The following is a 23098-nucleotide window of genomic DNA, read 5'->3' on the forward strand; positions in this document are numbered from 1 at the left end:
GGGTCGGCAGACTCAGACCGGCAGGCTCGGGCCAGCAGACTCAGGCCAGCAGACTCAGGCCGGCAGGCTCAGGAGATGATGCCGGCTTCTGTCGCGGCGGATATCCAGGAAGAGAACTCCCACGTGAGCCGGTGGTACAGCTCGGCGTCCGACAGCGAGCGCGGATCGGCGCCGGCGGGGAAGAAGCCGGCGTTGTCGATGACGCGCTTGGCGGGCACGGGCAGGTCGTCCAGGCGGCGCAGGAAGTCGAACTGCTTGTCCTCGGGGTTCCCGAACGCGACGAACTGCCAGAAGATCGGCAGCCGGGCGGCCGTGCACAGGACGTGTTCGGCGGCGGCGCGGGAGGTGGGGCCGCCGTCGGTCTGGAAGATGACGAAGGCGGGGTCCGTGGCGCCGGATTCGGCGTAGTGGTCGATGACGGCCTGCATGGCCAGGTGGTAGTTGGTGCGGCCCATGTGCCCGTAACCGTCGTGCAGCGCGTTGACGCGCCCTTCGTAGTCGCTCAGGCCGAGGTCGGCGATGCCGTCGACCTCGGTGGAGAAGAACACCACCGGCACGGTGCCGTCGTCGTCGAGGTTCGCGGACAGGCCCAGCGCCCGTTCGGCGAGGTGCTGGACGCTGCCGTCCTTGTAGTAGCCGCGCATGCTGCCGGAGCGGTCCAGGACCAGATAGACCGCGGCCCGCCGGCCCGCCATCCCGGCCTTCTCCAGGGAGACGCGGGCGGACTTGTACAGGTCGACCAGCCGGGGCGCCGCGGACTGAACCTTCGTCAGGTCGATCGCCGGGGCGGGGGCGGGGGCGGGGGCGGCGCGGCGCCTGGTGTAGTCGATCGTGGGCGCGGCGGGGCGCTTGGTGTAGTCGATGGTCATGAGACTCCCCTTGGGCATGCTGCGGACGAATCACCGCTTCGGGCACGGTACGTCCAACTCGCGGGGGGTTCGGGCGCGGTGGTACGTACGGTCGGCGCGATCCCAAGGCGCGGGGCGCGTACGGCCGCTGCGGCCCCCTGTCGCGGGGGGCGGGGCCGATCGGTGCGGTCCCCTGCTGTGGGGGCGGGGCCGGTCGGTGCGGCCCGTGTCGCGGGGGCGGACCTGGCAGGGTGAATTCCGTTCCCCTTGGCCCCTCCCGAAAGTCCTGGGGCTGGTGTTAACTGACGATATGTTCGCCGCTGCCGCGCTTCCCCAGCAGATCGGCCTGGCCGTGCTGCTCGCCGCCATCGTCTTCCTGGCGGTGGGGCTGGTCCGTACCGCGCGGCGGGGCGCCGCGTCGCCGCTGCCCTGGGCGGGGCCGCCGCAGTCCGCCGAGGCGCCTCCGGCCGAGCCGGCGACGCCCGCGACGCCGCATCCGATGGAGAGCGTGGAGCTGACGCCCGCCGAACGCGAGGCGTTCGCCGGGCTCGTACGCCAGTGGAAGGCCCCTTTCCGCCGCTGAGCTTTCTCCGCTGACGGCTTTCCGCTGCTGACCGCTGTCCGCTGCTGACCGCTGTCCGCCGTTGACTGCTTTCCGCCGCTGATCGCGGCGCTCACCCATCCCCGAGTCCCGGACCGCCTGCCAGACAGGCGGTCCGGGGCTCGTCGCGTTTCCCCGCGCCGCCCTCGCCGATCGAGGGATTTGACGAGGTCGAAGCAGATCAGCATCATTCCACTAACAGGTTAGTGGAACGGTGTTGACCTGGTGTGGCACGAGAGGCGAAAGGGACATATGCAGACGATCGCGTTCCGTATCGACCGGCACAGCGGCGTCGCCGCTTATCAGCAACTGGTCCACCAGGTACAGCAGGCGCTGCGGCTGGGTGTGCTGGAGCCCGGGGACCGGCTGCCGACGACCAAGGACGTGGTCGCCGCCCTCGCGATCAACCCCAACACCGTGCTCAAGGCGTACCGCGAACTGGAGCGCGAGGGCCTCGTCGAACCCCGGCCCGGCCGGGGCACGTTCGTCAGGCGCTCGCTCTCCCGCCCCGAGGCCGCGGCCGACGCCCCGCTCCGCACGGAACTCACCGACTGGGCCTCCCGGGCCCGCGCTGCCGGACTCGACCGCGACGACATCGCCGCGATGACCGAGGCCGCCCTGAACGAGAGCTACGGCCCGCGCCCGCTCCCGCCCGTATCCCTACTCATGGCCGGCGCGCGAACCGCCCCGCGCCCGGCGTCTCTGGAGGAAGACACGTGACCGATCCGACCGCCCCCACAGCGCTACGGGCGACACGGCTCGGCCGGAGGTTCCGGAGCGGCTGGGCGCTGCGCGACTGCGAATTCGAGCTGCCCGCAGGGCGGATCACCGCCCTGGTCGGCCCCAACGGGGCAGGCAAGAGCACCCTGCTCCACCTGGCGACCGACCTGCTCCGGCCCACCACCGGCGAACTGCGGATCTTCGGCGCGGCCCCCGGCACCGCCGAGGCCCGTGACCGTACGGCCTTCCTCGCCCAGGACAAGCCGCTCTACCCGCGCTTCACCGTCGCCGACACGCTCCGCTTCGGCCGCGAGTTCAACCGCACCTGGGACCAGGCCACCGCCGAGCGCATCGTGCGCGCCGGGGACATCGCCCTCCCCACCCAGGTCGGCACCCTCTCGCAGGGCCAGTGCACCCGCATCGCCCTGGCCCTCGCCCTCGGCAAGAGGCCCGAACTGCTGCTGCTCGACGAGCCGCTCGCCGACCTCGACCCGCTCGTACGGCACGAGGTCATGGGCCTGCTGATGGCCGAGGCCGCCGAGCGCGGCATCACCGTCGTCATGTCCTCGCACGTGCTCTCCGAACTGGAGAACGTCTGCGACCACGTGCTCGTCCTCAAGTACGGTGGCGTCCGGCTCACGGGCGACGCCCAGGATCTGCGCGACTCGCACGCCCTGCTCACCGGGCGGGCCTACGACAGCGCGGACGACGGGCTGCCGCCCGAACTGGACCGGGCCACGGTCGTCGAGAGCGCCCTCACCGGCCGGCAGGTGACGGCCCTGGTCCGGCAGCCCGACCTCGTCGACCGGCGGTGGGTCACCGAAACCCCCTCCCTGGAAGACCTGTTGCTCGGCTACCTCCGCGCCCCCGTCTGGCCCGAGCCCCCGGCCGCCCCCGGCGAAACGGATGAGGAGGCGGCATGAGGGGAGCCCACTGGCTCGCCTGGCGTCAGCAGCGCACCCTGCTCCTGGTCGGCTTCCTCACCCTGCTCGCCTGCGCGGTGTACGTCTGGTTCCGGCGCGCGGAGATGCTGTCGTTCATCGACGACCACCACATAACCCTCTGCAAGGGCTGGAACGGTGGCTGCGACAGCTCGTTCACCGAGCAGCTGCTGCGCGACAACACCGACCCCATCCGCGCGCTCGCCACGCTGAGCATCGCCTTTCCGGCGCTCCTCGGCGTCTTCTGGGGCGCGCCTCTGATCGGCCGCGAACTGGAGAACGGCACCTTCAGACTGGCGCTCACCCAGGGCGTCGGCCCCCTCCGCTGGTTCGCCGCCCGCTTCGGACTCGCCGTCCTGTTCGCGATCACCGGCTCCACGGTTCTCGCGGCCCTCGTCGCATGGTGGTGGTCGCCGATCTCCAACATGCTCGACGGTCCGTACTGGTATGACGGCTTCATCTTCAACGCCACCGGCCCCGCCGCCATCGCCTGCGCCCTCTTCGGCCTCGCCGCCGGCACCGCGGCCGGGCTGCTGACGCGTCGCATGCTGCCCGCCATGGGGATCGCCCTGGCCTCGGTCGCCGTGGTGCGCCTCGCACTGACCTTCGTCCGCTCCGACTGGCTGCCGCCCACGGCCCGGGTCACCCCGGGCATCGTCCCGAAGATTCCGGTCGGCAGCGCCTGGTCCACGGGGCAGTTCGGCTACATCAAGCCCTCCGGAGCGGAGGAAGGGGTCATGAACTGCCCCTTCTCCGGAGCCGAACTGAAGCAGTGCATGGCCGAACACGGCTACGTGGCCCGCTTCCACAAGGTGCACCCCAGCAGCGACTTCTGGCCCCTCCAGTGGATCGAGACGGCCGTCCTGCTGAGCCTGGCGGTGGCGCTGACCGCGCTCACCGTCCACTGGCTCCGCGCCCGGCACGCGTAACCCGCCGAACTCCTCCCGAACGAACCTTGCCCCGTTCTTCACCGTCCCCCTACGGAGGTCCTCCCGTGGCGTCGTCCAAAGCCATGCTCAAAAACCGTACGAGCCTGACGCACAAGGTGCGTTACGCGGTGAGCAACCCGGCCCGTATCGCCCCCTACCTCAAGCGCACCGCCCGCGACAGCTGGCTCCGCGTCAAGCACCCCGACCACGTCGACTACTACCGCGCGGTCATGGCCTCCGACACCGGCCGCAACCCGGAGGCGGCCGTCGGCAGCCAGACCCACGACCGGTGGCTGGCGCTCGGCAAGATGCAGTTCGACTACCTCGGCGAGCACGGGCTGACCCCGGGCCACCGCATGCTCGACATCGGCTGCGGCAACCTCCGCGCGGGCTGGCGCTTCATCGACTTCCTCGACTCGGGCCACTACTACGGCATCGACATCTCCCCCGACATCCTCATATCCGCCAAGCAGACCCTCACCCAGTACGGGCTCCAGAACAAGCTCCCGCATCTGACCATCACTCAGAACCTGACGCTGGACTTCCTCCCGGATCGCCACTTCGACGTCGTCCACGCGCACAGCGTCTTCTCCCACTCGCCGATCTCCGTCATCGACGAGTGCTTCGCCCACGTCGGCCGCATCCTCGCCCCCGGCGGCTTCTTCGACTTCACCTTCGACCGCACCGAGGGCGCCGAGCACCAGGTACTGCGCGAGGACTTCTACTACCGCACCGAAACGCTCATCGCACTCGCCGAGAAGCACGGGCTGCGCGGCCGCTTCATGGACGACTGGGAAACCCGCAAGCACGGCCAGTCGAAGATCCGGGTCGACCAGCCGGAGTGACGGGCGGTGATTGACGAGCGGTGATTGACGGGCGGTAGTCGACGGGCGGCGGCTGACGGACGGTGGCGAACGCTCGGCGAAGAGCGGGCGGCGGATGGCCCGCGACGGCCGGCCGTTGCCGGCCGGCGAACGGCAGCCGCCGTTCCGGCCGACGACCGCTGCCCGGTACGGACTGGCCCGGGGCCTGTGTCGGGCCTGGCCCACACCGGCCCGACCACCTCCCCGCGGGCTCGGCCGCAGGCCAGGACCGTACAAGCCGCAGGTCAGGACCGTACAGACCCCGGGACATGCACGACACAGGCTCCGGTGCAGGCGCTGCACAGGCCCGGGGCCATGCACGACACAGACCCCGGGGCCATGCACGACACAGACCCCGTGACAGGCGCTGCACAGACCCTGGACCAGGCCCCGCATAGCCCCCGAGCCAGGCCCCGCGCAGCCCCTCGGGCAGGGCCCATACAGCCCTCGGGCAGGGCCCATACAGCCCTGGGCCCCGGCCTGTGCAGTCTCCCCATCACGGTCTGTAAAGACCCCGGATCAGGGACCGTACAGCTCCCGGTAGGAGGGGAAGAGCCCGCCCGGCCCGTCCACGCCCTCCGCCGAGAGCGCTGCCTTCACCACCGACCGTGTCAGGACGTCCGCGCCCGCCGCGAGGATGTCGTTGACCGCGCCCGCCTCCAGATGGATGCCGAACGCAGGGTCCGTGCCCTCCGGCAGCAACGGCCGCTCGCCCGTCGCCAGGGCGAAGACCGTGTCCCCGTCGGACAGCAGATGTACGGGCCGCACCGCGCGCGCCAGCCCGTCGTGGGCCGTGCCCGCGAGCTTCTGGGCCTGGGGGCGGGTCAGGGCGGCGTCGGTGGCGACGACGGCGAGGGTGGTGTTGAGCGGCGGGTGCACGGATGCCGCCGAGCGTCGCGCGGACTCCTCCTTCGCCTCGGCCAGCGCCCGGTGCGCGGCGGCCAGCCGATCCTCGGGCGGGTAGGCGACATGACCGTCGTAGAGCTGCGCGTACAACACCCCCGTCAGCGGATCGACCAGCGAACCGGCCGCGTTGACCACCGCCAGGGCGGCCACCGTCACCCCCGAGGGCAGCACGGTGCTCGCCGACCCGACACCGCCCTTGAGCCCGCCGGCCACCGCGCCCGCGCCCGCGCCGACGCAGCCCTGGGCGACGGGCGCGCCCAGCTCCGTACGGGCCGCCGCCACGACGGCCTCCCGCCCGAACCCGGCATCCGGCCGGGCCCGCCAGTCGCCGCCGCGCCCCAGGTCGAAGAGGGCGGCGGCGGGTACGACCGGCACCACCTGCGCCGGATCCGGGCCGACCCGGAAGCCGCGACCCTGCTCCTCCAGCCAGGCGGCCACTCCGGACGCGGCGTCCAGACCGAAGGCGCTGCCGCCGCTCAGCACCACGGCCTCGACGCGCTGCACGAGGTTGCGCGGATCGAGCGCGTCGGTCTCCCGCGTCCCCGGCCCGCCGCCGCGCACATCCACGGCGGCCACCGCCCCGCCCTCCGGGGCGAGCACCACCGTGCTGCCGGTCAGCCATCCGTCGCCGATCCGCTGTGCGTGCCCGACCCGCAGGCCGCGCACATCGGTGAGGGCATCCGTCAGAGCGTCAGTCATGACAGCATCCGTATCACGCGGGCCCCGCCCGCCGTAGTGGGCGAAGGGCCGGGCGTCCTTACTCGGCCAGAGCCGGATCCCGCTCGTTGAGCAGCAGCCCGACAGCTACCGTCAGCGCGCACACCACCCCGGCCAGCAGCACGGCCGCCGCCCCCGCGAACGTGCACAGGAGGACCAGCAGCGCCGCTACGGGCAGCACGAGCTGCTGGGTGAGGGTGACCTTGTAGTGGCGGGAGTGCAGCAGCCAGACCGTGATCATGAAGATCGCGGCGGGCACCGTCACCGCGGCGGACGCGGCGGCCGTCGAGATGTGCGCCTTGCCCACCGCCTCCTCCACCGCTACCTCGATGCCCGCGCCGATCGCCGCCGCCGACCCGAAGACGAAGTAGTGGCCGTAGCCCCAGGGGAGCGCGTCCCGGTTGGACTTCAGATGGCTGTGGATGGGGACGGCGAAGTAGATCCACCAGGCCGCGAAGACGATGAGCAGTCCACCGACCGCGATGGGCAGTAGTTCCCCGAGCGCTTCGTTCTCGTCCACGGCGGACTGCACGGCGACCGTCCCGGCCGAGATCGTCTCGCCGAGGACGATGATGGTGAAGAGGCCGTACCGCTCGGCGATGTGGTGCGGGTGCCAGGCCGTCCGCTGGCGCCGCTCGGCGACGACCGGCACCGCCAGCTCCGCCACGACCAGCACCAGGAACAGCCACTTCTTCGCGTCGTCGGGGGCGAACAGCAGCGCCACCCAGCCGACTTGACAGATCGTCAGCCCCGTTGCGTAGAGCTGCGCGGTGCGCCGCGCCTCTCCGGTCTCGGAGTGCGCCGCCCGCAGCCACTGCGAGGTGAGCGCGAGCCGCATCGCGATGTAGCCGATGACGGCGACCGTCCAGTCGTTGTCGTCGAAGGCGCGCGGCACCCCGGCGGCATAGACCTGCACGCCCGCCATCTGCACCAGGGTCAGCACCCGGTACGGGACGTCGTCGCAGTCGTAGGCGGAGGCGAACCAGGAGAAATTCATCCAGGCCCACCAGATACCGAAGAAGACGAAGAGGTACCCCGTGACCCCCGTCCCGGTGTGCCCCTCGGCGAGGGCGTGCACCAGCCGGGTCCCCGCCTGGGCCACCGCGACCACGAAGCAGAGGTCGAAGAGCAGCTCCAGGTTGGTGGCGGCGCGGTGCTCCTCGTCGCGGCTGCGCGCCGTCATGCTGCGGACAAGGCCGGAAACGCGGCCGACGGGCGACGCCGGAGGGGTGCGCGGGCCGTCGGGCGTGGAGGAGTGTTCGTTCATCGGACGCGGGCCTCTTGGGTCGTACGGAGGGGGCGGGCGGCTCGTACCGCGGAGTCAGCTTGTCATGCACATCGGCTGTATCCCGTGACCCGGCCGGGCCAGGCGCATGGCGCGCTTCTCGCGCCGGACGCCCGCTGCCGTACCCGAGGCCCCGCCGTACCCTGGAGGCATGAGCACCGCCCCCGCCCCCGAACCGCGCGATCCGCGCCCCGCCCTGGTCTTCGACGACCCGCTGGCGCAGCAGTCCTCGGACGATACGGACCAAGGGTGGGGCGAGCGGACTCCGGCCGACAGCGGCGACAGCGCCGCCGACCTGGCCCGCTTCCTCGACGAGAAGCCGCCTCATCACCTCTGAGGCCGCAGCCGCCCGCGAGGCCGTAACCGCCTCTGAGCCCGCAGCCGCCCGCGAGGCCGTTACCGCCTCTGAGGTCGTGGCGCCCGCCCCGTCGGGCGTCGGCGCTAGTTCTGCGACGTCTGCGACGTCTGTGAATTCTGCGACGCCTGCGTCTTCTGCAGCGCGATGTGATCCGCGGCGGAGCCATTGCGCTGCGCGACGAGCGCGTCCCGGATCTCCGTCAGCAGTTCGACCTCGGTCGCCGGGAGCGGCGCGTCGTCCAGCGGCTTCTTGGCGTCCTGCCGCGCCTTCCACTTGTTCATCGGAAGGATCATGAGGAAGTAGACGACGCCCGCCGTGATCAGGAAAGTGATCGCGGCGCTGATCACCGAGCCCCACAGGATGTAGACGCCGTCCGTGTACTCGCCGCCCTTCTTCACGCAGGTGGTGAGGCAGGTCGAGTACTGATCCAGATTCTGGGTGCCGAAAGCGCCGATGATCGGGTTGATAACGCCCTTGACCACGGCATTGACGATGTTGGTGAACGCGGCACCGACAACGACGGCAACCGCGAGCTCGATCACGTTGCCGCGCATCAGGAATTCCCTGAAGCCGCCGAGGACCCCTGTCTTGTTCTCGCTCACCGAGCAGCCTCTCTTTGCACGCGTCATTCCCGGAACAATCCGCTCCGCAACATAGGCCAGGGTGAGGGAGGGCTGTCCAGTCGGGCAACTCGAAGTGGTTACCCGGCAGCGCGCGCGTACGGATATGCGCGGCGTTCCTGCTATACGCGGTGCCGTATGCGGCGCCGGGCGCGGTGCCATGGCTGGGCATGGCGTCACCGCCCCGCCGCGTCGGACGGCGCGCAGGAGACCGCCGCCCCGGCGCCCGGGTCGAGCCCGGTGACCGCCAGCGCGGCGGCGGCCGCCACCGCCAGCCCGGCGGCCACGGTCCGCCGTCGGCGCCGCATCGCCCGCCGCAGCCGGTGGCCGCCGCGCCCCATCCGCACCGGGGCGAAGGCGGGCACCGCGCACGGCGGGGGAGTGGAGGGAAAAGTGAGCGACGAGGTGAACGACACGGCAACCACCGCCTGACCTGGGGGAGCTTGGCCTGAACACACATCACGATGACGTGTTCCGCCGAATCCCGCTCGGGCCTGTGGACTACTGACCGGTTGTGGAAAACCTCACCACTCGCGTGGGTGTCACGGCAGCCGAATTCCGGGCTCCAGGCCGTCCAGCGCCGCCCCGCACGGGCACCCGCGCTCCTTGGTCTCGGGCAGCGCGCTCACCGCGTCGAAGAGCACCTCGCGCAGCCGCCCCACGTTCTTCCCGAAGACCCGCAGCACCTCCTCGTGCGAGACGCCCTCGCCGGTCTCGGCCCCCGCGTCCAGGTCGGTGACCAGCGTCAGCGAGGTGTAGCAGAGCTCCAGTTCCCGAGCCAGCACGGCCTCGGGGTGCCCGGTCATGCCGACCACCGACCAGCCCTGGCCCGCGTACCAGCGCGACTCGGCCCGGGTGGAGAAGCGCGGCCCCTCGATCACGCAGAGCGTCCCGCCGTCCACCGGCTCCCAGCCCCGCCCGCGCGCCGCCCCGATCGCCGCCTGACGCCCGGCGGGGCAGTACGGGTCGGCGAAGGAGAGGTGCACGACGTTCGGCGTGCTGCCGTCGGCCAGCGGCTCACCGTCGTAGAAGGTCTGGGAGCGCGCCTGCGTACGGTCCACCAGCTGGTCCGGTATGAGCAGTGTCCCCGGCCCGTACTCCGGGCGCAGCCCGCCCACCGCGCACGGCCCGAGCACCTGGCGCGCGCCGACGGAGCGCAGGGCCCACAGGTTGGCGCGGTAGTTGATGCGGTGCGGTGGCAAATGGTGCGCGCGTCCGTGCCGTGGCAGGAAGGCGACCTTGCGGCCCGCGATGTCGCCGAGGAAGAGCGAGTCGCTCGGCGGTCCGTAGGGGGTTTCGACCGTGATCTCGGTCACGTCGTCCAGGAAGGAGTAGAAGCCCGACCCGCCGATGACCCCGATTTCTGCGTTCGCCATGGCGATCACAGTAGCCCGAGCGGGGCACGCCGAGGGCCCCGTCGGAGGAAACCGACGGGGCCCTGGAGAGAGTCGAACGCGGGCGTCAGGCCGCGGAGCTGTTCGTCGAGCCGCTCGACGACTTCGACGCGGACGTGGAGGCCCCCGACGAGGAGGACGAGGAGGAAGACGAAGAGGACGAGTCCGAGGACGAAGAAGACGAAGCGGAGGAACCGCTGTCACTCTTGCCCGAGGAGTCCGCCGAGCCGGACGACGAGCCCGCCTTGGCCGGAGTGCTGCTGGACGACGAGCCGCGGCTGTCGTTCCGGTAGAAGCCGGATCCCTTGAAGACGATGCCGACCGCCGAGAACACCTTCTTCAGGCGCCCCTCGCAGCTCGGGCACACGGTAAGGGCGTCGTCGGTGAATTTCTGCACCGCCTCAAGGCCCTCGCCGCACTTGGTGCACTGGTACTGATAGGTCGGCACTTGCTCCTCCTGGCACTCTCACTCGATGAGTGCTAACGACGCTCCATAGTGCAGTATTCCGGCCGTTCAGTCCACCGAGACGGCCTCGCGGTGACCGACCCCACGTTCCGACTCGGCGACCACGCGCGATCCGCCGTCCTTCGGTACGAGGTGCCGGCGCAGTGCGAACAACACCAGAACCGCCAGTCCCGTACCCCCCAGAGGCACCAGGAATCCGGCGCTGGAACCGCCCGCGTCCACGAGCTGGCCGCCGACCGTCGCCGCCAGCGCCTGCCCCAGCGCCACGGCGCCGGTCAGCCAGGTGAACGCCTCGGTACGGGCGGTCGCCGGAACCAGGGATTCCACCAGGGTGTAGCCGGTGATCAGGGCGGGCGCGATGCACAGCCCGGCCAGCAGCCCGAAACCGCCGAGCAGCGGCGCGGAGTGCAGCGCCCACAGCGGGGAGGTGGCCAGCACCAGCAGCGGGTAGGCCGTCAGCAGCCGCCGCTGCGGGGTGACCCGCCAGGCGATGGCGCCGCAGACCACGCCCGCGATCATGTTGCCGGCCGCGAACGTCCCGTACAGCAGACCGTTGATGCCCGGCTGCCCGATCTCCTGCGTGAACGCGGTCAGCGAGACCTGCATACCGCCGAAGACCGACCCGATGCCGAGGAAGATGATCACGAGCACCCGCACGCCCGGCACGGAGAGCGCCGATGTGCGGTGCTCCGCGTCGCCGGAGCCGCGCCGGTTCGGTGTGGGCTGGGTGCGCCGCTGGAAGGCGAAGAGCAACCCGCCGACCAGCGTCAGCGACGCCTCCACGACGAGCCCGGCGGCCGGGTGCAGCCCGGTGCACAGCGCCGTCGCCAGCACCGGACCGATCACGAATGTGAACTCGTCGGTGACCGACTCGAAGGCCGCGGCCGTCGGCATCAGGGGCGAGCCGTCCAGCTTCGCCGCCCACCGGGCCCGCACCATGGGGCCTATCTGCGGTACGGACGCACCGGCCGGCACGGCGGCGATGTACAGCGCCCACAGCGGCGCGCCGAGCAGCGCCAGCGCCGTCAGCACGGCGATCGCCGAGGTGTGTACGACCACTCCGGGCAGCAGGACCGCCCGCTGCCCGAAGCGGTCCGCGAGTTTGCCGCTCTGCGGGGCGAACAGGGCCATGGCGACGCCCGCGGTGGCGGACACGGTGCCCGCGAGGAAGTACGAGCCGTTGGTGTGCTCGACCAGCAGCAGGATGCCGATGGTGAGCATCGCGAACGGCTGCCGGGCCAGGAACCCGGGCAGCAGGAACGTCCAGGCGCCGCGGGTGCGCAGCAGCTGTCCGTATCCGGGACGGGGCGGTGGAACTGCGTCAGACGGCTCCGGGGAGCGGTCGGTGACCGTGGATGCCACGGTCCGGGCCTTTCTGCCGCCTGGTAGCGCGCCGCCGCACGGAGGGAGCCTCCACGGAGCGCGCCGAGAGCTGTCCTCTCGCGCGGGACCGTGGTAGATGCCGGTTCGGCCACCTTGTGGTGCGCGGCCGCGGCCGCCGTGCGGTCGCGCCAGCCCTGCTTCAGGCAGAGTTGGGTTGGTTATTGCCGTTTCATGTTACCCATGGCTTTCCCCGGTGGCTTTCCGGACGGCTTCACGCCCGGTTCCGCCGCCCCTTTGCCTCCTGAACCAGTCGGTTTGTCCCCCGACCCCGTCGGCTTGCCTCCTGATGCTGTCGCCTTGCCGCCCGAACCCGGCAGCTTGCCTCCCTGTTCCTTCGGCCTGCCTCCCGGCCCCGGCGGTTTCCCGGCCGTCCCGGTCGGTTTCCCCACCGCTCCCGCCGGCTTCCGCGCCGCGTTCCCCGCGGGTTTCCGGTCCGGCCCGCCCGTCGTGCCGAGCCAGCCCGCCAGTTTGCCGCCCTCGCCGACGGCCCGTAGCCGCTGCTCGGCCTTGTCGCGCACCGGGTCGGTGGCGACGACCAGCAGTTCGTCGGCGCGCCGCAGCACCGTCGAGGGCAGCGGCACGAAGCTGGTGCCGTCCCGTACGACCAGGGTGACCGCGGCCCCGGCGGGCAGCCGCAGCTCGGCGACCTCGACGCCGTGCATCCGCGAGTTCTCCGGGATGGTCATCGACAGCAGATGGCCGCGCAGCCGCTCCAGCGGCGCGGACTCGATGCCCAGGTCCTTGGCCTCGTCGTCGCGGAGCTTGAGGTGCCGGGCGAGCCAGGGCAGCGTCGGCCCCTGCACCAGGGTGTAGATGATCACCAGGATGAAGACGATGTTGAACATCCGGCGGCTGTCGGGCACCGACGCCACCATGGGGATGGTGGCGAGCACAATGGGCACCGCACCGCGCAGCCCGGCCCAGGAGAGCAGTGTTTTCTCCTGCCAGGGTGTACGGAACGGCGCCGTGCTGAGGAACACCGACACCGGCCGGGCCACCACCGTCAGCACCAGCCCCACCACCACCGCGGGCAGGATGTCGTCGGCCAGTTCGTGCGGGGTGATCAGCAGGCCGAGCAGGACGAACATGCCGATCTGCGCTATCCACCCGAGCCCCTCGGCGAAGCCGCGGGTGGCGGGGGAGTGCGGCAGTTTGGCGTTGCCGAGTACCAGCGCCGCGAGATAGACGGCGAGGAAGCCGGAGCCGTGCGCGAGCGCGCCGCCTGCGTAGGCGGTGAACGCGATGGCCATGACCGCGATCGGATAGAGACCTGAGGCGGGCAGCGCCACATGCCGTAGCCCGTACGCGCCGAGCCAGCCGACCGCGAGGCCGATGGCCGCGCCGATGGCCAGCTCCAGGGCGATATCGCCGATCAGCAGATACCAGTGGTCGACCGGCCCCGCGGCGGAGAACGCCACGACCAGGATCACCACGGGTGCGTCATTGAAGCCGGACTCGGCCTCCAGCACGCCGGTGAGGCGGGAGGGAAGCGGAACGTTGCGCAGGACGGAGAAGACGGCCGCCGCATCGGTGGAGGACACGACCGCGCCGATGATCAGCGCCTGCCGCCACTCCATGCCGGCCAGGTAGTGGGCCGCGGTCGCCGTGACGCCCACGCTGACCGCGACGCCGAAGGTGGAGAGCACGGCGGCGGCCGGCAGCGCGGGCTTGATCTGCTTCCACTTCGTGCCGAGGCCGCCCTCGGCGAGGATCACCACGAGGGCCGCGTAGCCGATGACCTGGGTCAGACCGACGTCGTTGAAGACGACACCGATGCCGTCCTGGCCTATCGCGACGCCGATGCCCAGATATATGAGCAGGCTGGGGAGCCCGCTGCGGGATGAGACCCGGACCGCTGCCACGGCTGAGAGCAGCACGAGGGAACAGATCAGCAGGAGTTCGTTGAGGTGGTTGACAGTCAGGGGCCGGACCTTTCTCGTGCATTTCACGCCATATCGGCCGGAACTTCTCCCCGGACGACCGGTAACTTCATTGCCTTACCTAACATTTTACGGGTTCTTAACGCCTGCTTGTCGCTGCGGCGGCGGGAAGAGGGGTGCCGCGGGCGGTAAAGGGGGCCGTCGCGCGCGGTAAAACGGGGGCGCCGGAGAAGCGAAGAAGGGGCCTGGCGGCGACTCCGCGTAGGGACGTGACAGGGGGTGCGCCTATGGTTGCTCCAGCACTCCAGGACCACCCTGCCCCTCGAAGGACAGCGATGCCCGCCAACAAGACCGGCGCTTCCGCCGAGAAGACCGGCCCGAAGTCCGGCAAGAAAAAGGGCCGCCGCGCCCGTCTGCTCGTGATCACCCTCGTGCTGCTGCTCGTGGCGGGCGTCGGCTATGGCGCGTACTGGGGCGTCGACACGGTGCGAGCCTCCTTCCCGAAGACCTCCGGCACCCTTCAGCTCAAGGGACTGTCCGGGCAGGTACAGGTCAAGCGGGACGACAAGGGAATCCCGCAGATCTACGCCGACAACGCCGACGACCTCTTCCGGGCGCAGGGCTTCGTACAGGCCCAGGACCGGTTCTGGGAGATGGACGTCCGGCGCCATATGACGGCCGGCCGGCTCTCGGAGATGTTCGGCGCCAGTCAGGTGAAGACGGACACCTTCCTGCGGACCATGGGCTGGCGGCAGGTGGCGCAGAAGGAGTACGACACCAAGCTCTCGGCGAGCGCCAAGAAGAACCTCCAGGCGTACTCCGACGGAGTCAACGCCTACCTCAAGGACCATCAGGGCAAGGCGCTGTCCGCCGAGTACGCCGCTCTGGGCTTCGAGAACGACTACAAGCCCCAGAAGTGGGACCCGGTCGACTCCGTGGCCTGGCTCAAGGCCATGGCCTGGGACCTGCGCGGCAACATGCAGGACGAGATCGACCGTTCGCTCGCCTCGACGCGGCTCTCGGCCAAGCAGATCGAGCAGCTCTACCCGTCGTATCCGTACGGGCGCAACAAGCCGATCGTCGAGGGCGGCGCGGTCAACAGCCTCACCAAGCAGTTCGACCCCAAGGCGACGCCCACCTCCACGAACGGCGGCGCGCAGGGCAGCGGCAAGGGCGCCACGCAGGGGCTGCACAACAGCCTCTCCACGCTCTCCCAGAAGATCAGCTCCGTCCCGGCGCTGCTCGGCCCCAGCGGCAACGGCATCGGCTCCAACTCCTGGGTCGTCTCCGGCCAGTACACGACCACCGGCAAGCCGCTGCTCGCCAACGACCCGCACCTCGCGCCGCAGATGCCGTCGCTCTGGTACCAGATGGGCCTGCACTGCAACAAGGTCAGCGCGGCCTGCCCGTACGACGTGGCCGGGTACACCTTCTCCGGCATGCCCGGCGTCGTCATCGGCCACAACCAGGACATCGCCTGGGGCATGACCAACCTGGGCGCGGACGTCTCCGACCTCTACCTGGAGAAGGTCACCGCCGACACGTACCTCTTCGACGGCAAGCAGAAGCCCTTCACCACCCGCAAGGAGACCATCAAGGTCGCGGGCGGCACGGACCGCGTCATCACGGTCCGTACGACCAACAACGGGCCGATCGTCTCCGACCGCGACTCCGAGCTCGGCAAGGTCGGCCAGAACGCGCCCGTCAAGGACCCCGCGCCCGACCGCGCCGACGGCTACGCCGTGGCGCTGCGCTGGACCGCGCTGGACGCCGGCAAGTCCATGGACGCGGTCTTCGAGCTGAACCGGGCCAAGGACTTCGACTCGTTCCGCAAGGCCGCCCGCGACTTCGAGGTGCCGTCGCAGAACCTCATCTACGCCGACACCAAGGGCAACATCGGCTACCAGGCCCCGGGGCGGATCCCGGACCGCGACAAGGGCGACGGCCGCTACCCGGCCCCCGGCTGGGACCCCGCCTACCAGTGGAAGAAGTTCATTCCGCAGTCCGCGCTGCCCTGGGAGAAGAACCCCAAGTCCGGCTACATCGTCACCGCCAACCAGGCGGTCGTCGACAAGGACAAGTACCCGTACCTGCTGACCGACGACTGGGGTTACGGCGCGCGCAGCCAGCGCATCAACGACCTCATCCAGTCGAAGGTCAAGGACGGCGGGAAGATCTCGACGGACGACATGCAGAAGATGCAGATGGACAGCAGCAGCGAGATCGCCAAGCTGCTGACGCCCTATCTGCTCAACATCGACCTCGGCTCCCTGCACCTGAAGGCCAAGGAGACGCAGTACATCCGCGACGCGCAGAAGCTCCTTGAGGGCTGGGACTACACCCAGGAGCCCGACTCGGCGGCCGCCGCGTACTTCAACGCCGTCTGGCGCAACACCCTCAAGCTCGCCTTCGGCAACAAGCTGCCCAAGGAGCTGCGGGTCGAGGGCCAGTGCCTGCGTGTGAAGCCCACCAGCGACTCCGGTCCGGCCGAGGACCTCAACGGCAACGCCCGGCTCGTCACCGAGTGCGGCCAGCGCTCCCCCGACCAGGCGCAGCCCGACGGCGGCGACCGCTGGTTCGAGGTGGTCCGCAACATCCTCAAGAAGCCCGACAGCGAGTGGTGGAAGACCAGCGGCACCCGCACCAACCCGGGCGCCCACGACCGCGACGACCTGCTGGCCCACGCCATGAAGGACGCCCGCTGGGAGCTGACCTCCAAGCTCGGCAAGGACGTCAACTCCTGGAGCTGGGGCCGGCTGCACCAGCTGACGCTGAAGAACCAGACGCTCGGCAAGGAGGGCCCCGGCTTCGTCCAGTTCCTGCTGAACCGCGGCCCCTGGAACCTCGGCGGCGGCGAGGCGGCGGTCGACGCCAGCGGCTGGAACGCGGCGGGCGGCTACGACGTCGTATGGGTGCCGTCGATGCGGATGGTCGTCAACCTCGCGGACCTCGACAAGTCCCGCTGGATCAACCTCACCGGCGCCTCCGGACACGCCTACAACGCTCACTACTACGACCAGACGGACATGTGGGCCAGGGGCGAACTGCTCCCCTGGGCCTACAGCCCCGACGCCGTCAAGAAGGCCACCAAGGACGAACTGGTCCTCAAGCCTTAGCGGCGCCGCTCGGCAGCGCGCCTTTAGCGGCCCGCGGGGGCGCAAACCTCCGGGACGGCCCTAAAGGGCGGCTGTGAAACGGCGGACGGCCGACGGCGTCACCGCCGCGTGCACGAGGTGGTCGTGGGGTTCCTCCGGGACCCGCGCGACCACCTCGTCGTCGTAGAGGAGCACCACCAGCGCCGGATCGGCGCCCGCCCGCGCCAGCCGGGCGAGCACCCGGTCGTACGACCCGCCGCCGCGCCCGAGCCGCATGCCGCGCCCGTCCACCGCGAGGCCCGGCAGCAGCACCGCGTCGGCCCCGGCGACCGCGCCGGGCCCCAGCCGCACGCCGGACGGCTCCAGTAGCCCCCGGCCGGCCCGTACGAGCCGCTCCGCGCCCGCGTAGTCCCCCCAGTCCAGGTCGTTGTCCGCAAGCAGTACGGGCAGCAGCACCCGTACGCCCCGCGCGCGCAGCGCGTCCAGCAGCGGGCGGGTCCCCGGCTCGCGTCCCACCGACACATACGCGGCGACGGTGCGCGCCTCCGCGAGCTCCGGCAGCTCCAGGGCGCGCCGCGCCAGCGCCTCGCCCGCCCCCGCGACGTCACCGGCCGTCAACCCGGCCCTCACCGCCAGGAGGGCCTGTCGCAACTCGCCTTTGTTACCTTCATATTTGGTCACTGTGCACACAATTCCGCTCTCTCAGTTCATATTCACCGGACCATCATCTTCCCCGCAATGCCAGCCGATATGGTTCGGCCCATGACTTCCTCGCACTCAAGGATCACCAAGGCTGTCATCCCGGCCGCCGGCCTCGGAACCCGCTTTCTTCCGGCCACCAAAGCCACCCCCAAGGAAATGCTGCCGGTCGTGGACAAGCCGGCGATCCAGTACGTGGTGGAGGAAGCGGTCGCCGCCGGTCTGTCCGATGTCCTCATGGTGACCGGGCGCAATAAGCGCCCCCTGGAAGACCACTTCGACCGCAATTACGAGCTGGAAGAGGCTCTTCGGCGCAAGGGGGACGAGTCGCGGCTCGCCCGGGTGCAGGAATCCAGCGACCTGGCGACCATGCACTACGTCCGCCAGGGCGACCCCCGCGGCCTCGGACACGCCGTGCTGTGCGCCGCGCCGCACGTCGGCAGCGAACCCTTCGCCGTGCTCCTCGGCGACGACCTCATCGACGCCCGCGACCCGCTGCTCGCCCGGATGATCGAGGTGCGCGAACAGCACGGCGGCAGCGTCATCGCCCTCATGGAGGTCGACCCCGCCCAGATCCACCTCTACGGCTGCGCCGCCGTGAAGCCGGGCGGCGAAGAGGACGTCGTCCAGGTCACCGGCCTGGTGGAGAAGCCCACCGCCGCCGACGCCCCCAGCAACTACGCCGTCATCGGCCGCTACGTCCTCGACCCGGCCGTCTTCGACGTGCTCCGCAGGACCGAGCCGGGCCGCGGCGGCGAGATCCAGCTCACCGACGCCCTCCAGGACCTCGCCGCCTACCCCGATCTCGGCGGCCCGGTGCACGGCGTGGTCTTCAAGGGCCGCCGCTATGACACCGGGGACCGTGGTGACTATCTGCGTGCCATTGTCAGACTGGCATGCGAACGTGAAGACCTGGGGCCGGACTTCCGGGCCTGGCTCCGCAGTTATGTCACCGAGGAGATGTAGCACTTTGACCAGCACCGCCGACAAGGCCGCCGAGCAGGGCAGTGACCGGGGCAGCGAGCAGGGCGGGGGCCGCGCGGGGGCCGACGCCCCGGCCGCCTCGGACCGGGTCTGGTCGGTGGACGAGCACCTCGCGGACATCCTCGCCAGGATCCGCCCGCTGGAGCCGATCGAGCTGCAACTGCTGGACGCCCTGGGGTGCGTGCTCGTCGAGGACGTCACCGTCCCCGCCGCCCTGCCGCCCTTCGACAACAGCTCGATGGACGGCTATGCCGTGCGGGTCGCCGATGTCGCGGGGGCGAGCGAGGAGTTCCCGGCGGTGCTGACCGTGGTCGGCGACATCGCGGCGGGCAGCGGCGACCTCCCGGAGATCGGCCCCGGCGAGGCCGCCCGCATCATGACCGGAGCCCCGCTGCCGTCCGGCGCCGAGGCCGTCGTCCCCGTCGAGTGGACCGACGGCGGTACGGGCGGCGGCCCGGCCGACGCGATGGCCGCGCACAGCGCCGCCCCCGACGGCGCGTGGGGCGAGGTCCGGGTGCACCGCCCGGCCGGGGCCCGCGCCCATGTCCGCGCCCGCGGCAGCGACGTCACGGCGGGCGACCTCGCCCTGCGGACCGGCACGGTCCTCGGACCCGCCCAGATCGGCCTGCTCGCCGCGATCGGCCGGGCCACCGTGAAGGTCCGCCCGTGCCCCCGGGTGGTCGTCATGTCGACCGGCAGCGAACTGGTCCAGCCGGGCGAGCAGTTGGCCCCCGGCCAGATCCACGACTCCAACAGCTTCATGCTCACCGCCTGCGCCCGCGACGCCGGGGCCATCGCCTACCGGGTCGGCGCCGTGGCCGACGACGCCGAGACCCTCCGTTCCACCATCGAGGACCAGCTGATCCGCGCCGACGCCATCGTCACCAGCGGCGGCGTCAGCGTCGGCGCGTACGACGTCGTCAAGGAGACCCTCTCCGGGTTCGGCGGCGCCGAGGGCAGCGTCGACTTCCGCAAGCTCGCCATGCAGCCCGGAAAGCCCCAGGGCTTCGGTTTCATCGGCGACGGCCACGGAAGGTCCGCCCGTACCCCGCTGCTCGCCCTGCCGGGCAACCCGGTCAGCTCGTACGTCTCCTTCGAGCTCTTCGTGCGACCCGCGATCCGTGCCCTGATGGGCCTCGAACCGGTGGACCGCCGGACCGTGCGGGCCGTGTGCGTGGACGGCGTGGAATCCTCTCCGAAGGGGAGGCGCCAGTTCCTGCGCGGCCGCTACAACGCCGAAGCGGGCGCGGTGACCGCCGTCGGCGGCTCCAGTTCCCACCTCGTCAAGGCGCTGGCCGACGCCGACGCCCTGATCGTCGTCCCCGAGGACGCCACCGCCGTCGAGCCGGGCGCGGAGGTCGACGTGGTACTCCTCGACTGACCGACGGCTCCGGCCGGTACGGTATCTGCCCAAAAGGACCGGACCGGGAGAACGATGAGCAGCGCGCAGGACCCGATGGCCACCCCCGAGGGCGGCGGTGCCCCCGGCACCCCGCCCCGCCTCACCCACCTCGACGCGGCCGGCGCGGCCCGGATGGTCGATGTCTCCGCGAAGGACGTCACCGCCCGTACGGCCCGCGCCACCGGCCGCGTGCTGGTCGCACCACGCGTCGTGGAGCTGCTGCGCGGCGCCGGGGTCCCCAAGGGCGACGCCCTCGCCACGGCCCGTATCGCGGGCATCATGGGTGCCAAGCGCACCCCCGAACTGATCCCCCTCTGCCACCCGCTGGCGGTCTCGGGGGTGCGGGTCGACCTGACGGTCGCCGACGACGCCGTCGAGATCGCCGCCACCGTCAAGACCACCGACCGTACGGGCGTCGAGATGGAGGCGCTGACCGCCGTCACCGTCGCCGCGCTGACCGTGATCGACATGGTGAAGGCGGTCGACAAGGGCGCGGTCATCACGGACGTACGGGTCGAGGAGAAGAGCGGCGGCAAGTCCGGCACCTGGACCCGCGCCGACGGGGAAGGCGGCGCCGCGTGAGCGCGGACCCGGCGGCGTACCGCGCGCTGGTCGTCACCGCCTCGAACCGGGCGGCCGCCGGCGTGTACCCGGACCGGGGCGGCCCGCTGCTCGCCGAGGGGCTGGCCGCGCTCGGCTTCGAGGTCGGCGGGGTGCGGGTGGTGCCCGACGGGGACCCCGTCGAGGAGGCGCTCCGGGAGGCGGTGGCCGCCGCGTACGACGTGGTGGTGACCACCGGCGGTACGGGCATCTCGCCCTCCGACCGCACGCCCGACGCGACCCGCCGCGTCCTGGACTACGAGATCCCCGGCATCCCCGAGGCCATCCGGGCGGAAGGGCTCGCGAAGGTCCCCACGGCCGCTCTCTCGCGGGGGCTGGCCGGGGTCGCCGGGACGACGCTCGTCATCAACCTCCCCGGTTCCACGGGCGGGGTCCGGGACGGCCTGGCCGTGCTGGGGCGGCTGCTGGTCCACGCCGTCGACCAGATCCGGGGCGGGGACCATCCGAGACCATCGGGGAGCACCAACTGAACGCCCCCTGGCCCGCCGAGCTGGTGGACGGGGACACGTCCCTGCGGCCCATAAGGCTGCGGGACCAGCGGGCGTGGCGGGAGGTCAACCGGCGCAACCGCGAGTGGCTGCGCCCCTGGGAGGCCACCATCCCGCCGCCCCCGCCCGGCGGGCCGCTGATCCACCGGCCGACGTACCGGCAGATGGTGCGCCATCTGCGCGCCGAGGCGCACGCGGGGCGGATGCTGCCATTCGTCATCGAGTACCAGGGGCGGCTGGTCGGGCAGTTGACTGTGGCGGGGATCACCTGGGGGTCGATGTGCTCCGGGCACGTCGGCTACTGGGTGGACGAGGCCGTGGCCGGCCGCGGCGTCATGCCGACGGCCGTCGCCCTCGCGGTCGACCACTGCTTCCGGACGGTCGGGCTGCACCGCGTCGAGGTGTGCATCCGGCCGGAGAACGGACCCAGCCGCCGGGTCGTGGAGAAGCTCGGTTTCCGGGAGGAGGGGCTGCGGCCGCGCTACCTCCACATCGACGGCGGCTGGCGGGACCATCTGGTCTATGTGCTGACGGCCGAGGAGGTCCCGGAGGGGCTGCTGACCCGGTGGCATCGCGTGCGGCCCAACGCTTCGCAGAAATAAAATGAATGTTCGAATTCAGTCGCCAAATGACCGCATTCGTGAGGTGCTGAACCAAACAATCACAAAAAAAGTTCGAGATATCGGCCAGATCATGCGACACACCGCGCCAATTGGCGGATGCACTTGCGCATGCCCCTCTACGGTGTGAAGCGTGAGCAGCAGCGGCCTCATCTACGCAGTCATCGTCGGGGCCTGGGCCGCCTACTTGGTGCCGATGTGGCTCCGTAGGCAGGACGAGCTGAATGAAGCCCGTCCGACGGAACGCTTCTCCACCGCCATCCGGCTGCTGTCCGGCCGGGCGGGGATGGAGCGCCGTTACGCCAAGGACCAGAAGGACCTGACGGACCTGGAGGGAAGCGACTCCGACGACGCGGGGGACCCGACCGGGCCTCCCGCCGCCGAGCGGAGCGCGCCCGTACCGGACGCCGCGACCGACAAGGTCGACGTCCGGTCCTTCGGCGCGTCCGCGTCCGTCCCGACCCCCACGGCCGCGGAGCGCGCCCGGCGCTCGAAGGTGCTCGCGCGCCGCCGGCGCACCACCGTGGTCCTCTTCCTCTGCTTCACGGTCGGCGCGGTCGTCGCGGGCGTCGGCGGACTCGCCTTCCTGTGGGCCCCGGCCGCCCCGGCCCTGCTGCTCAGCGCGTACATCGTCTATCTGCGGGTCCAGGAGAAGCGGCGCTTCGCCTTCACCATGGACCAGCGCCGCGCCGAACTCGCCGCCCAGCGGCTCCGAGAGGGCCGCCCACACCCTCGGCCGGCGGCGGAGTCGCCCACCATCGCCGACGCCCCGGCTGACCCCGCCGCCCAGCCCCGGACCGAACCCGACGCCCCCGCGACGCCCGCGCCTTCCGTGCACGCGGCGGGGCGGCGCGCCCTCGTGGAGCAGACCGACCACGCCGAGTGGGTGGACCAGCAGCGCGAGCGCGGCCGGGGCGGAGCGGGCGAGAGCTGGGAGCCCGTGCCCGTACCGCTGCCCACGTACGTCACCGCGCCGGTCGCCCCGCGCGCCGGCGGCAGCGTGGACCTCGGCGCCCCGGACACCTGGAGCTCGGCCCGTTCCAGTCCGGCCGAACCCGCCCCGGAACAGCCCGAGGAGCAGCCGGCCCCCGAACCGCAGCGCCAGCCCCGCTCCCGCCGCCGCACCCGCGACCGGGGCCGCACCCCCCTCTTCGACCAGTACGCCGACGAGGACCGCCCCCGCGCCGCCAACGAGTGAGCCCCACCTCCTGGCGCCCCGTCGCTGACCAGGAGGGGAGCGGATTTCCGAGCACCCCGATAGGGATGCTAGAGTTTCAC

General features: G+C 71.3%; 23 protein-coding genes. 13 read left to right on the forward strand and 10 right to left on the reverse strand.

Features of this window, described 5'->3' with window-relative positions; genetic code table 11:
* Positions 1–68: 68 nt before the first annotated feature.
* Complete coding sequence (locus AC07AB_RS25635; RefSeq protein WP_478571002.1) at positions 69–869, reverse strand: vWA domain-containing protein; 801 nt, start codon at positions 867–869, stop codon at positions 69–71.
* A 289-nt stretch (positions 870–1158) separates the two neighbouring features.
* On the opposite strand from AC07AB_RS25635, the gene AC07AB_RS25640 reads away from it, so the two are divergent.
* From AC07AB_RS25640 to AC07AB_RS25660, 5 genes are all read left to right on the forward strand, one after another.
* The gene (locus AC07AB_RS25640) at positions 1159–1431 is read left to right on the forward strand and encodes a hypothetical protein (RefSeq protein WP_478571005.1); all 273 of its coding nucleotides are present in this window, start codon (positions 1159–1161) and stop codon (positions 1429–1431) included.
* Between the two features lie 270 nt (positions 1432–1701).
* The gene (locus AC07AB_RS25645) at positions 1702–2169 is read left to right on the forward strand and encodes a GntR family transcriptional regulator (protein ID WP_478571007.1); all 468 of its coding nucleotides are present in this window, start codon (positions 1702–1704) and stop codon (positions 2167–2169) included.
* Positions 2166–3092, forward strand: a complete 927-nt coding sequence (locus tag AC07AB_RS25650; RefSeq protein ID WP_478571009.1) for an ATP-binding cassette domain-containing protein — start codon at positions 2166–2168, stop codon at positions 3090–3092. The genes AC07AB_RS25645 and AC07AB_RS25650 overlap by 4 nt, the downstream gene beginning before the upstream one ends.
* A complete protein-coding gene (locus tag AC07AB_RS25655) occupies positions 3089–4039 on the forward strand; it encodes a transporter (RefSeq protein WP_478571012.1) in 951 nt (316 codons plus the stop codon). Before AC07AB_RS25650 ends, AC07AB_RS25655 begins: the two co-directional genes overlap by 4 nt.
* 83 nt (positions 4040–4122) lie before the next feature.
* Positions 4123–4884, forward strand: coding sequence for a class I SAM-dependent methyltransferase (locus tag AC07AB_RS25660; RefSeq protein WP_478571099.1), 762 nt, complete (start codon positions 4123–4125; stop codon positions 4882–4884).
* 537 nt (positions 4885–5421) lie between these two features.
* Here the strand turns inward: AC07AB_RS25660 and AC07AB_RS25665 are convergent.
* Both AC07AB_RS25665 and AC07AB_RS25670 read right to left on the reverse strand, forming a co-directional pair.
* Positions 5422–6507, reverse strand: coding sequence for a P1 family peptidase (locus AC07AB_RS25665; RefSeq protein ID WP_478571014.1), 1086 nt, complete (start codon positions 6505–6507; stop codon positions 5422–5424).
* Positions 6508–6565: 58 nt separating this feature from the next.
* A complete protein-coding gene (locus tag AC07AB_RS25670; protein WP_478571016.1) occupies positions 6566–7792 on the reverse strand; it encodes a low temperature requirement protein A in 1227 nt (408 codons plus the stop codon).
* A 169-nt stretch (positions 7793–7961) separates the two neighbouring features.
* Between AC07AB_RS25670 and AC07AB_RS25675 the strand changes: the two genes are divergently transcribed.
* Positions 7962–8147, forward strand: coding sequence for a hypothetical protein (locus tag AC07AB_RS25675; RefSeq protein ID WP_478571019.1), 186 nt, complete (start codon positions 7962–7964; stop codon positions 8145–8147).
* A 104-nt stretch (positions 8148–8251) separates the two neighbouring features.
* On the opposite strand, the gene mscL is transcribed toward AC07AB_RS25675, so the two are convergent.
* The 6 genes from mscL to AC07AB_RS25705 form a co-directional block, all read right to left on the reverse strand.
* Positions 8252–8797 (reverse strand): large conductance mechanosensitive channel protein MscL, encoded by a 546-nt coding sequence (mscL, locus tag AC07AB_RS25680; RefSeq protein WP_478571021.1) that lies wholly within the window; start codon positions 8795–8797, stop codon positions 8252–8254.
* Between the two features lie 167 nt (positions 8798–8964).
* A complete protein-coding gene (locus AC07AB_RS25685) occupies positions 8965–9204 on the reverse strand; it encodes a hypothetical protein (protein ID WP_478571024.1) in 240 nt (79 codons plus the stop codon).
* A gap of 126 nt (positions 9205–9330) precedes the next feature.
* Positions 9331–10164, reverse strand: a complete 834-nt coding sequence (locus AC07AB_RS25690) for an S-methyl-5'-thioadenosine phosphorylase (RefSeq protein ID WP_478571026.1) — start codon at positions 10162–10164, stop codon at positions 9331–9333.
* Positions 10165–10249: 85 nt separating this feature from the next.
* A complete protein-coding gene (locus AC07AB_RS25695; protein WP_478571029.1) occupies positions 10250–10630 on the reverse strand; it encodes an FmdB family zinc ribbon protein in 381 nt (126 codons plus the stop codon).
* A 66-nt stretch (positions 10631–10696) separates the two neighbouring features.
* Positions 10697–12010, reverse strand: a complete 1314-nt coding sequence (locus AC07AB_RS25700; protein WP_478571031.1) for an MFS transporter — start codon at positions 12008–12010, stop codon at positions 10697–10699.
* Between the two features lie 179 nt (positions 12011–12189).
* Positions 12190–13893: a potassium/proton antiporter gene (locus AC07AB_RS25705; protein WP_478571102.1), complete on the reverse strand. Its 1704-nt coding sequence runs from the start codon at positions 13891–13893 to the stop codon at positions 12190–12192.
* Between the two features lie 353 nt (positions 13894–14246).
* Between AC07AB_RS25705 and AC07AB_RS25710 the strand changes: the two genes are divergently transcribed.
* Positions 14247–17027: a penicillin acylase family protein gene (locus tag AC07AB_RS25710; RefSeq protein WP_478571033.1), complete on the forward strand. Its 2781-nt coding sequence runs from the start codon at positions 14247–14249 to the stop codon at positions 17025–17027.
* A 60-nt stretch (positions 17028–17087) separates the two neighbouring features.
* Here the strand turns inward: AC07AB_RS25710 and AC07AB_RS25715 are convergent, their stop codons facing one another.
* Positions 17088–17657: a 5-formyltetrahydrofolate cyclo-ligase gene (locus tag AC07AB_RS25715; protein WP_478571035.1), complete on the reverse strand. Its 570-nt coding sequence runs from the start codon at positions 17655–17657 to the stop codon at positions 17088–17090.
* A gap of 111 nt (positions 17658–17768) precedes the next feature.
* Between AC07AB_RS25715 and galU the strand changes: the two genes are divergently transcribed.
* From galU to sepX, 6 genes are all read left to right on the forward strand, one after another.
* Positions 17769–18671, forward strand: a complete 903-nt coding sequence (gene galU / locus AC07AB_RS25720) for a UTP--glucose-1-phosphate uridylyltransferase GalU (RefSeq protein WP_478571037.1) — start codon at positions 17769–17771, stop codon at positions 18669–18671.
* A gap of 4 nt (positions 18672–18675) precedes the next feature.
* On the forward strand, positions 18676–20070 hold the full coding sequence (gene glp, locus AC07AB_RS25725; RefSeq protein ID WP_478571039.1) for a molybdotransferase-like divisome protein Glp: 1395 nt from the start codon (positions 18676–18678) through the stop codon (positions 20068–20070).
* A gap of 75 nt (positions 20071–20145) precedes the next feature.
* A complete protein-coding gene (gene moaC, locus AC07AB_RS25730) occupies positions 20146–20673 on the forward strand; it encodes a cyclic pyranopterin monophosphate synthase MoaC (RefSeq protein ID WP_478571104.1) in 528 nt (175 codons plus the stop codon).
* A complete protein-coding gene (locus AC07AB_RS25735) occupies positions 20670–21182 on the forward strand; it encodes a MogA/MoaB family molybdenum cofactor biosynthesis protein (RefSeq protein ID WP_478571041.1) in 513 nt (170 codons plus the stop codon). Before moaC ends, AC07AB_RS25735 begins: the two co-directional genes overlap by 4 nt.
* 23 nt (positions 21183–21205) lie before the next feature.
* Positions 21206–21802 (forward strand): GNAT family N-acetyltransferase, encoded by a 597-nt coding sequence (locus AC07AB_RS25740; RefSeq protein ID WP_478571044.1) that lies wholly within the window; start codon positions 21206–21208, stop codon positions 21800–21802.
* A 151-nt stretch (positions 21803–21953) separates the two neighbouring features.
* Positions 21954–23018: a divisome protein SepX/GlpR gene (sepX, locus tag AC07AB_RS25745; protein ID WP_478571046.1), complete on the forward strand. Its 1065-nt coding sequence runs from the start codon at positions 21954–21956 to the stop codon at positions 23016–23018.
* Positions 23019–23098 lie beyond the last annotated feature (80 nt).

This window comes from Streptomyces sp. NPDC044033 (assembly GCF_056434425.1).

What these genes read in the sequence shown, in the direction of transcription:
- mscL (WP_478571021.1), bottom strand. Translation starts at nt 8,797, where the DNA reads ATGACGCGTGCAAAGAGAGGCTGCTCGGTGAGCGAGAACAAGACAGGG.
- AC07AB_RS25635 (WP_478571002.1), bottom strand. Translation starts at nt 869, where the DNA reads ATGACCATCGACTACACCAAGCGCCCCGCCGCGCCCACGATCGACTAC.
- AC07AB_RS25645 (WP_478571007.1), top strand. Translation starts at nt 1,702, where the DNA reads ATGCAGACGATCGCGTTCCGTATCGACCGGCACAGCGGCGTCGCCGCT.
- moaC (WP_478571104.1), top strand. Translation starts at nt 20,146, where the DNA reads ATGGCCACCCCCGAGGGCGGCGGTGCCCCCGGCACCCCGCCCCGCCTC.
- AC07AB_RS25690 (WP_478571026.1), bottom strand. Translation starts at nt 10,164, where the DNA reads ATGGCGAACGCAGAAATCGGGGTCATCGGCGGGTCGGGCTTCTACTCC.
- AC07AB_RS25655 (WP_478571012.1), top strand. Translation starts at nt 3,089, where the DNA reads ATGAGGGGAGCCCACTGGCTCGCCTGGCGTCAGCAGCGCACCCTGCTC.
- AC07AB_RS25710 (WP_478571033.1), top strand. Translation starts at nt 14,247, where the DNA reads ATGCCCGCCAACAAGACCGGCGCTTCCGCCGAGAAGACCGGCCCGAAG.
- AC07AB_RS25665 (WP_478571014.1), bottom strand. Translation starts at nt 6,507, where the DNA reads ATGACTGACGCTCTGACGGATGCCCTCACCGATGTGCGCGGCCTGCGG.
- AC07AB_RS25660 (WP_478571099.1), top strand. Translation starts at nt 4,123, where the DNA reads ATGCTCAAAAACCGTACGAGCCTGACGCACAAGGTGCGTTACGCGGTG.
- AC07AB_RS25670 (WP_478571016.1), bottom strand. Translation starts at nt 7,792, where the DNA reads ATGAACGAACACTCCTCCACGCCCGACGGCCCGCGCACCCCTCCGGCG.
- AC07AB_RS25640 (WP_478571005.1), top strand. Translation starts at nt 1,159, where the DNA reads ATGTTCGCCGCTGCCGCGCTTCCCCAGCAGATCGGCCTGGCCGTGCTG.
- galU (WP_478571037.1), top strand. Translation starts at nt 17,769, where the DNA reads ATGACTTCCTCGCACTCAAGGATCACCAAGGCTGTCATCCCGGCCGCC.
- AC07AB_RS25675 (WP_478571019.1), top strand. Translation starts at nt 7,962, where the DNA reads ATGAGCACCGCCCCCGCCCCCGAACCGCGCGATCCGCGCCCCGCCCTG.